This window comes from Streptomyces atriruber (assembly GCF_001418325.1).
GTDB classification, from domain to species: Bacteria; Actinomycetota; Actinomycetes; order Streptomycetales; family Streptomycetaceae; genus Streptomyces; species Streptomyces atriruber.
In genome coordinates, this window is the sequence record NZ_LIPN01000524.1 from 1 (window position 1) to 7,494 (window position 7,494).

Consider the following 7,494-nt stretch of genomic DNA (forward strand, 5'->3'; position numbering starts at 1 on the left):
CACCCCGACCGCTCCCCGCGCCCCGCCCGCGCCTGGCCGGATCACGTTCCTCGCGGGGTAGCCGGAGAACCACGGGGCTGTCCTGTCATATTCATCGGCCACTTTCACCCCTCACCCTGCGGGCCAGGCTTCGCTAGGCTCGGTACGTGTCGGCCGACCAGCCCGCAGCGGGCCCCTTCGCCATCGTCGCCGTCGCTTCGTCCGCGGGTGGCATCCAAGGGCTGAGCGAACTGCTGGGTGGCCTGGGCCCCGAGCTTCCGGTGCCGGTTCTCGTGGTCCAGCACCTCGATCCACGGCACCGGACCGTCATCGCCGACGTCCTCGCGCGGCGCACGGACCTTGCTGTCGTTCTCGCGGAGGTCGGGGAGAAGCCGGTGCCCGGTACCGTCCACATCGCGCCACCCGGGCGGCACCTGCTCATCGGGGCGGACGGGAACCTGACGCTGTCCGACGCCGAGCTGGTGCACTTCGTACGCCCCTCCGCCGACCTCCTCTTCGAATCGGTCGCCGCGGCCTACGGGCCCCGGGCCATCGCCTGTGTGCTGACCGGGACCGGCGTGGACGGGGCGATGGGCGTGGAGGCCGTGCACTCGCGCGGCGGGACCGTGATCGTCGAGGATCCGCGGACCGCGGAGTTCTCCGGAATGCCCCAGGCCGCCGTGAACACGGGCGCGGTGGATTTCGTGCTACCTCTTGAGGAGATCGCGGCAGTCGTCCGCGGACTTCTCGACGCCACGGGGCAGTGATGAACGAAACGCGCAAAGAACCTCGCAAAGAGCCTCAGAACACGGAAGCCAATGAGGCCCTCGAGGAGCTGCTGCTTTTCATCCGGGAGGCACGCGGGTTCGACTTCACCGGATACAAGCGTTCCACCCTGGGGCGGCGCATCCACAAGCGGATGTCCGACGTCGGCATCGAGTCCTACCAGGACTACCAGGACCTCCTGGAGACCAGCGCCGAAGAATTCAGCGCTCTTTTCAACACCATCCTCATCAACGTCACCTCCTTCTTCCGGGACCCGGACGCCTGGACCTTCCTCCAGCACGAGGTCGTCCCCGAACTGATCGCGGACCTCACGCCCGACCAGGAGATCCGGGTGTGGAGCGCCGGGTGCTCCAGCGGCGAGGAGGCGTACTCACTGGCCATCATGTTCGCGGAGGCGCTGGGCATCGAGGAGTGTCTGCGCCGCGTCAAGATCTACGCCACGGACGTGGACGAGGAGGCGCTGCGCGAGGCCCGGTCGGGGCTGTACCCGACGAAGGCGCTGGAGCCGCTCACCGCGGAGCTGCGGGACAAGTACTTCGAGCCGAACGGCGCGCGGCTCAGCTTCCGCCCCGACCTGCGGCGCCGGGTCATCTTCGGGCGGCACGACATCACCCGTGACGCCCCGATCTCCCGGCTCGACCTGCTGATCTGCCGGAACACGCTGATGTACTTCAACGTCGAGGCCCAGACGCAGATCGTCGACCGCTTCCACTTCGCGCTGCGCCAGGGCGGCTTCCTGTTCCTGGGCAAGGCCGAGATGCTGCTGAACGACGCCGACCGGTTCGAGGTCGCCGACATGCGCCAGCGGGTCTTCCGGCGCCGCACCGGCGAGGCGGGGCTGCCCTACCAGCCCGCGCCCCTGAAGGTCAGGAGCAGCTCGGGGCTCGAACTGCACTCCGTGGCCCGCACCCGGCAGCTGCGCGACCTGGTCCTCGACGCGGGGCCGATCCCGTGGATCGCGATCGACGGCGACGGCGCCGTCGTGGTGATCAACAGTCAGGCGAGGATCCAGTTCGGGCTGAGCTCCGGCGACGTGGGCCGCCCCTTCCAGGACCTGGAGATCTCCTACCGCCCGGTCGAGCTGCGCTCCCTGATCGACCAGGCCACGCACGAGCGCAGGACGCTGCGGGTCAACCGGGTGGAGCGGCGGGCCGGCGAGGAGGTCCAGTACCTCGACATCCTCATCCAGCCGCTCTCCGGGCCCAACGGTCTGCATGTCGCGACCACGATCTCCTTCACCGACGTCACCGTGGCCACGCAGCTGAAGGCCGAGGTCAAGCGCGTACGCGAGGATCTGGAGACGGCGTACGAGGAACTCCAGTCCACGAACGAGGAGCTGGAGACCACCAACGAAGAGCTCCAGTCCAGCATCGAGGAACTGGAGACCACCAACGAGGAACTCCAGTCCACGAACGAGGAGCTGGAGACCACCAACGAAGAGCTCCAGTCCGGCAACGAGGAACTGGAGACCATGAACGACGAGATGCGCATCCGCACCGAGGAGCTGGACGAGGCCAGGGCATTCCTGGAAGCCGTGCTGACCAGCATCGCGGCGGGCGTGGTCGTGCTGGACAGCAAGCTGAAGGTCAAGAGCTGGAACCGGGGCGCCGTCGACCTGTGGGGGCTGCGCAGCGACGAAGTCGTCAACGAGGGTTTCTTCGACCTGGACTTCGGGCTGCCGACGGACGAGCTGAAGCCGCTGGTGCAGGAGTGCCTGAGGACCCGCAAGCGCACCGGGCCGATTCCCGTGCACGCCCTGAGCCGGATCGGACGGCCCATCACATGTGACGTCTTCTGCTCACCGTTCGACGGGCACAACGGCGGTGTCGTCCTCATGATGGAAGAGAGCCGAATCGCTCCCGCCGAATGACCCGGCGGGCGTACGCTTCCGCTATGGAGCGGAAGGGGTACGACGAAGCCCTCGACGTGGTGGCGACCGCACGTGAACGTGCCGCCCGTGCTCTGGAGCGGGCGGAGCGGGCCACGGCGGCGGCCGAGCGGCACGAACGGCGGGCGTCCGACCCCGAGGGCGGCGAGTTCCACGCGCAGATCGCCGAGACGCATCGGCGGTCCGCCGCCTGCCATCGCTCCTCGGCCGCCCTCCACGCCTCCTTCGCCGACCGCACGCTGGTGTGGGCCCGGGACAAAGGGATCCGCCCCCGGTTCATGACGGGCGTCGCGGACGCGCTGGGCACGGAGAGCGCCGCGATCACCCTGGTCGACTCCGCGCAGAACCAGCTCGCGGTCGCGGTCTCCGACGAACCGTCGCTGGCCGCACAGGACTTGGAGTACGTGCTGGGCGAGGGCCCGTGCCGCGAAGCGTCGTACCGGCGCCAACCGGTCCATTCGGCGGGCCAGGAGATCGAGCGGCGCTGGCCCGGTTACGGACCGGGCCTCACCTCCCTGGGCATCACGTCGGTGCTCGCCGTCCCGCTGGAGACGCGGACCGGCTGTTTCGGGGCGCTCTCGGTGTTCGACCCGCGCCCCGACCTCATGGGATCCGCGGATCTCGCCGAGGTCACCGCCGCCCTCACCCGCATCGTGCTGCTCGGCCCCGACGCCGACCCGGAGCTGTATGGCGGAACGGACCACAGAGAAGCCGTCCAGCAGGCGTCGGGCGCTCTCTCCGTGCGGATCGACTGCAGCGTCGGCGACGCACTGGCACTGATCAAGGCACGCGCGTTCGCCGAAGAGACGACGACCGAGGCGATCGCCCGACGGATCCTGGACGGGGATCCCTATCTCTGACGCCCTGACGGGGCCCCCTCTCTGACTCCCTGAGGAGCTCGGCATGACGCCCCAACAACAGCTGGCCGACGTGTTCGTGGCCCTGGCCGGCAGCTCGCAGGAAGGCGCACTGGACGTACCGGGAACGCTCGCGGTCCTGGCCAACGGCAGCCCGTCCCTCCTCGGCACGGCCGCCGCTTCCGTGGTGTACGTCCCCGGTGGCACCGACCGGCCGCAGGCGACCGGCTCCGACCCCGACGTGACCCACCTGGAGCGCGTGGCGCTCTCCTGGCGCGAGGGCCCCGGCCACTCCCCGCACCGCACCGACGCGCACTTCGCGGCCCCCACGCCCCTCGACGGCCCCGCGGCGCGGCAGCGCTGGCCGCGGTACGCCCCGGCGGCCCTGGCGCTGGGCCACACCCGCCTCGTCGCCCTCCCGCTGCGCGTGCCCACGCGCACGCTCGGTGCGCTCGTCCTCTTCTCCGGCCAGGGGGACGTTCCCTCCCCAGCCGCCCTGGCGCTCGGCCGGTCCCTCACGGACTTCACCGCCGTCACACTGCAGCGTGCGCGCGAGGCCGAGGACGGCCGGACGCTCACCGGACAGCTGGAGCGGGCCCTGACCAGCCGCGTGATCATCGAGCAGGCCAAGGGGGTCATCGCCACGCGCAGGTCCCTGACCATGGAGGACTCCTTCGAGGCCCTGCGCTCGCACGCGCGGTCCCACCGACGGCCGCTGCACGACGTGGCACGCGAGGTGGTCGAGGGGCACGGCGATCCCGCTCTGACCGATCCTGCGGTCTGACCGATCCTGCGGTCCGGGGGCCATCCGGTCCGACCGGTCCTCCGGTCCGAGGGCCATCCGGTCCGACCGGTCCTCCGGTCCGAGGGCCATCCGGTCCGACCGGTCCTCCGGTCCGAGGGCCATCCGGTCCGACCGGTCCTCCGGTCCGAGGGCCATCCGGTCCGACCGGTCCTGCGGTCCGGGGGCCATCCGGTCCGACCGGTCCTCCGGTCCGAGGGCCATCCGGTCCGGCTCCGGGCGCGGCAGCGGGACGTGAGCGGCACGGCAGCGGAACGTGAGCGGCGCCGAGCAGAGTGATGCCTGTCAGCAAGTCCGCAGGTCAGCACCTCGGGCGCGGGTTGTCACAGACCGGGCAGCCCTTGCGCCCTCGCGCCACCGCTCCAGCACTCCGGGGGAAATCCCATGCGTACGTCCCGCAGCCGCTCCACCGTCCTCGCCGCCACCGGCGCCGCCGTGTTCGCCCTCTCCCTCACCGCCTGCGGCGGGGGCGGCTCCGACACGGAGTCCGCCGGGGCGGAGACGCCCGAGACCACGGTCTCGGTCGGCGCGTCCCGCGGCGCCGACACCGGCGCCGACGCCAGCGCCGTCAAGGCCTCCGCCTCCGGCGGGAAGCGGGCCGCCGCGGCCGCCCCCGCCTGCACCACCAAGGACGTTGCCCTCAGCGCCGCGCGCCACGGGGGGCCGCCCTACACCCACATCGTCCTGACCGCGAAGAACAAGTCGGGCCGCAGCTGCACGATGACCGGCTTCCCGGAGATCCAGTTCCTGGAGAGCCACAAGCAGAACGTGCCCTCCGTCGCCAAGAGCAAGCCCGCGGCCCCCGTCGTCCTGAAGGCCGGTGCCCCCGCCTACGCGCTGGTCAAGGTGTCGGACGGCGGCGTCGACGAGAACAACGAGCCCGTCTCCGCCTTCTCCGTGACGCTGCAGGGCGGCGGCGGCATGGCTGCCGTCAGGGCCCCGGGCAGCGGCGGCATCGCCGTCGACCCTGCGAAGTCGCTGACCGGCTACTGGACGTACGAACTGCGCAACGGCGCCGACGAGTTCTGAGGGTTCTCAGGGATCCCTGGTCCCGCCGGGTTCCGAGCGCGTGTGGAGGTGCCACATGGACAGCTCCTCGTCGTGCGCGCGCAGGTGGGCCACGGCCTCCCGCAGCGTGCGGCGCTCGGTGAGTTCGTAGAAGAGGAACAGCGGGGCGAAGAGGCTCGCGTAGCCGAACGGGGCGCCGCTCGGGGCCACGCAGGCGCTCGCGCCCGCGTCCAGGAACGCGTCGACGAGCTCCGGGTCGCCCGTGTCGCAGCCGGTGAGGATGACGACGCTGCCGGGCAGCTCGACGTGGGCGCGGACCTCGGCCGGGCCCAGCTCGCCGTTGAACGGCTGGAACCGGGCCATTTCCGGGGCGAGTTCGGGGATGAGGACGCGGCCCTCGTCGCCGTGGCAGGCGATGATCACGTAGGGGGCGACGGGGCGGGCTGCGGCGCCGGTGTCGCCGCCCAGTGCCGCTATCAGGTGGCGGGGCTGGCCCACCGGTACGTAGGTGACCTGGACGCCGAAGACTTCGAGGGCGTCGCGCAGGGCGCGGGCGCCGCCCTCCTCGATGTCGAGCAGGTCGACCCGGGTCCATGCGAGACGCCCGCCCTGCACCTCACGGATGCGGGACGGGCGCAGGGTCGCGAGCCAGCGGGCCTCAGCCGAATCAGCCGTGCCCCGGGGCTGCTTCACGAGCTGCCCGAGTCGCCCGTGTCTCCCGAGTAGTTGCCCGACTTGTAGCCGCTCCGGCTGCTCTTCTTCACCGCCGACGTGACCAGTTCCGCGGAGACCAGCGTCGCCTTCGCCACGCCCTGGACCCAGCGCGGGCCGCCCCGCGACGCCCAGACGACCGCGGCGAGCCCTGCGGCCAAGAGAGCCATCACGATGTAGAGCAGCACGATCATCATCGGCTTCCCCCTTCTCCGTCGAAGTCGAAGTCGAAGTCGAAGTCGCTGTCCTGTCGAAGACGAGAGTTTCTCAGACCCGGTTCCGCACGGGGAACCCGTGCTTCCGCGCCGCGGCCACCACCAGCAGGACCGGGACCAGGAGCAACAGGATCGCCCAGGGGAAGGACGAGGTGCCTACCAGGCCGAGCAGGATGCCGCCGAAGACGCCGCCGCCCGCCATGGCGACGTTCCACAGGGTGACGAGCATGGCCTGGGCGGCGTCCGCCGCGTCGGCGGCGTCGGCCGCGTCGCCCACGGCGGTCTGCAGGAGCGTGGGAGCGCCGCCCCAGCCGAGGCCCCAGAGCGTCACGGCGGCGTACACGAGCGCCGGGGTGTCGGAGAAGACGGCCAGCACCGCCGCCGCCACGCCGACCAGGAGCACGCTCCCGAGCGTCAGCGCGCGCAGCCCGCGCTGGATCAGCGTGCCCACGATCCAGATGCTGACCAGGGACGCGGCGCCGAAGACGAGCAGGACGAGGTCGGTCGAGCCGCCCATGCCGAGCTCGTCGAGGAACGTGGCGATGTACGTGTAGAGGACGGTGTGGGCCAGGACGAAGACCAGGGTGACGAAGAGGACCGGGGTCACGCCGGGCACGCGCAGGGTGTGTGCCATCGGGGTCCGCGTGCCGCCGGGCCCTTGACCGGGGTGGTCGGGGACGAGCGCGGCGATCCAGGCCAGCAGGCCGACGGTGAGCCCGGTCATGACCAGGAACGCCACCTGCCAGCTGAGCACCTTGCCGAGGAACGTCCCGGCGGGCACGCCGAGCGACAGGGCGACCGGGATGCCCGCCATGGCGATGGCGATGGCCCTGCCCTGGAGGTGGGCGGGCGCCATGCGGCGGGCGTAACCGGCGAGCAGGGCCCAGGCGAGTCCCGCGGCGACACCGGCGACGAAGCGGGCGGCCATCGTCAGCGTGTAGTCGCTGGAGACCGCGGTCACGGTGTTGGCGGCGGCGAAGCCCGCCATCGCCGCGAGCAGCAGCCGCTTGCGGCGCCAGCCGGCGGTGGCCGCGGTCAGCGGTATCGCGGTGAGGGCGGTGCCGATCGCGTAGACGGTGACCGTCTGCCCGGTCGCCGACTCGCTGACGCCGAGGTCGGCGCTCATCGCGGGGAGCAGGCCCGCGGGGAGGGTCTCGGTGAGGCTGGTGATGAAGACGGCGGTGGCCAGGGCGAGGAGGGCGAGGAGGGGGAGTTTCTGGGGCGGTGCGGAGTGCGTGGGATGCGGGG

Annotated in this window: 8 protein-coding genes; 5 read left to right on the top strand and 3 right to left on the bottom strand. The window is 71.5% G+C overall.

What is annotated here, in order from left to right; translation table 11 throughout:
* Positions 1-146 precede the first annotated feature (146 nt).
* From AOK03_RS37555 to AOK03_RS37575, 5 genes are all read left to right on the top strand, one after another.
* Positions 147-746 (top strand): chemotaxis protein CheB, encoded by a 600-nt coding sequence (locus tag AOK03_RS37555; RefSeq protein WP_055569850.1) that lies wholly within the window; start codon positions 147-149, stop codon positions 744-746.
* A complete protein-coding gene (locus AOK03_RS37560; RefSeq protein ID WP_055569851.1) occupies positions 746-2,635 on the top strand; it encodes a CheR family methyltransferase in 1,890 nt (629 codons plus the stop codon). Before AOK03_RS37555 ends, AOK03_RS37560 begins: the two co-directional genes overlap by 1 nt.
* Before the next feature lie 23 nt (positions 2,636-2,658).
* Positions 2,659-3,513 carry a GAF domain-containing protein gene (locus AOK03_RS37565; RefSeq protein ID WP_055569852.1) on the top strand — a complete coding sequence of 285 codons (855 nt, stop codon included), beginning with the start codon at positions 2,659-2,661 and terminating at the stop codon, positions 3,511-3,513.
* A gap of 43 nt (positions 3,514-3,556) precedes the next feature.
* Positions 3,557-4,294 carry an ANTAR domain-containing protein gene (locus AOK03_RS37570; RefSeq protein WP_055569853.1) on the top strand — a complete coding sequence of 246 codons (738 nt, stop codon included), beginning with the start codon at positions 3,557-3,559 and terminating at the stop codon, positions 4,292-4,294.
* A gap of 402 nt (positions 4,295-4,696) precedes the next feature.
* Entirely contained in the window at positions 4,697-5,341 is a 645-nt protein-coding gene (locus tag AOK03_RS37575) for a DUF4232 domain-containing protein (protein WP_055569854.1), read from the top strand.
* 6 nt (positions 5,342-5,347) lie between these two features.
* Here the strand turns inward: AOK03_RS37575 and AOK03_RS37580 are convergent, their stop codons facing one another.
* From AOK03_RS37580 to AOK03_RS37590, 3 genes are all read right to left on the bottom strand, one after another.
* Positions 5,348-6,013 carry a hypothetical protein gene (locus AOK03_RS37580; RefSeq protein WP_244177907.1) on the bottom strand — a complete coding sequence of 222 codons (666 nt, stop codon included), beginning with the start codon at positions 6,011-6,013 and terminating at the stop codon, positions 5,348-5,350.
* A complete protein-coding gene (locus AOK03_RS37585) occupies positions 6,010-6,228 on the bottom strand; it encodes a hypothetical protein (protein ID WP_244177908.1) in 219 nt (72 codons plus the stop codon). The genes AOK03_RS37580 and AOK03_RS37585 overlap by 4 nt, the downstream gene beginning before the upstream one ends.
* 70 nt (positions 6,229-6,298) lie before the next feature.
* Positions 6,299-7,494, bottom strand: a 1,196-nt coding sequence (locus AOK03_RS37590) for an MFS transporter (RefSeq protein WP_055569855.1), incomplete at its 5' end; no start/stop codon positions are given.